Genomic DNA, 1,314 nt, shown 5'->3' with positions numbered 1-1,314 from the left:
TGGATAGGCTACACTAGACTAGACAGAAAAAATAAGGTGTGTACAATAATAAAAAACACCTTGGAGGAAAACACATGTCTAAACGTCAAAGAAGAACCTATTCCACAGAATTTAAGCAACAAATGGTGGACTTGTACAACGCTGGAAAATCACGTACAGAGATCATTCGAGACTATGAATTAACGCCTTCCGCTTTTGATAAATGGCTCAAACAGGCGAATACAACAGGTTCATTTAAAGAAAAAGACAATTTGACCCCTGAACAAAAAGAATTAGCCACGTTGCGCAAACGAAATCAACAGTTAGAGATGGAAAATGATATTTTAAAGCAAGCGGCGCTGATATTCGGACGAAAAGACAAGTAATTGATGCAAATAAGCACAAATACTCGATATCAGCGATGTGTAAATGTCTTGGAATCTCTCGTCAAACCTATTACTACCAGTCAAAGAAAAAGCCAAGTGAATCAGAACTCGAAGAAATAGTGACAGAAGTCTTCTATCAAAATCGCAAAGTCTATGGCACACGTAAAATTAAAAAAGTTTTAGACAATCAAGATATTCGTGTTAGCCGACGTAAAATTGGCCGAATCATGAAGAAGCGTGGCTTAAAATCTTCCTACACGATGGCCTACTATAAACATCATGGCTCGTCTTGTAATGAGGCACCCGTTGAAAACCTATTGAATCGAGAATTTGCCCGCAAAAAGCCACTAGAGGCAATTGTCACAGATTTAACTTATGTAAAAGTTGGAAGAAAATGGCATTATATTTGTCTGATTTTAGATTTATTCAATCGGGAAATTATTGGCTATTCCTGCGGAAAATACAAATCCGCCGAATTAGTCAAAAGAGCTTTTAGCCGGATTTCATATCCTTTAACAGAAGTCTCACTTTTCCATACGGATCGTGGAAAAGAGTTTGATAATCAGACCATTGAAACGATATTACAGACCTTTGGTATTACGCGTTCCCTGAGTGAGAAAGGCTGTCCTTATGACAATGCGGTAGCGGAGTCTACTTATAAATCTGTCAAAATCGAATTTGTTTATCCACAGCACTTTGAAACCTTGGAACAATTAGAATTAGAACTGTTTGATTACGTCCATTGGTGGAATCATCTTCGCCTACATGGCACACTGGGGTACGAGACACCGATTCAATTCCGTTATCAGAGATTGGCGGAGCGAACCCTTGATCATGAGCAGGGTCATGATAGGGATAGCGAGGCAGCGTAATTTCATAGTGCGCTTCTGCCGTAGGAAGTCATGACCCTGAAGGCTCATTGTCAAGGGCAATCGGACGGATAACAGAC

The 1,314-nt window shown here is 39.6% G+C and carries 1 protein-coding gene; it reads left to right on the top strand.

Annotation, left to right across the window (positions count from 1 at the left end):
• The first annotated feature begins 74 nt into the window (after window positions 1–74).
• Window positions 75–1,237 (top strand): IS3 family transposase gene (locus FFM57_RS09765; RefSeq protein WP_137600328.1). Its coding sequence is split into 2 segments (ribosomal slippage): window positions 75–351 and window positions 351–1,237, totalling 1,164 coding nucleotides; the frame shifts between segments, so codons are not numbered across the junction.
• Window positions 1,238–1,314 lie beyond the last annotated feature (77 nt).

Source organism: Enterococcus nangangensis, from assembly GCF_005405245.1.
In the GTDB taxonomy this organism is placed as follows: Bacteria; Bacillota; Bacilli; order Lactobacillales; family Enterococcaceae; genus Enterococcus_J; species Enterococcus_J nangangensis.
Note: the sequence above shows the minus strand (reverse complement) of the source record. Positions and strands in the feature narration are given on the sequence as shown.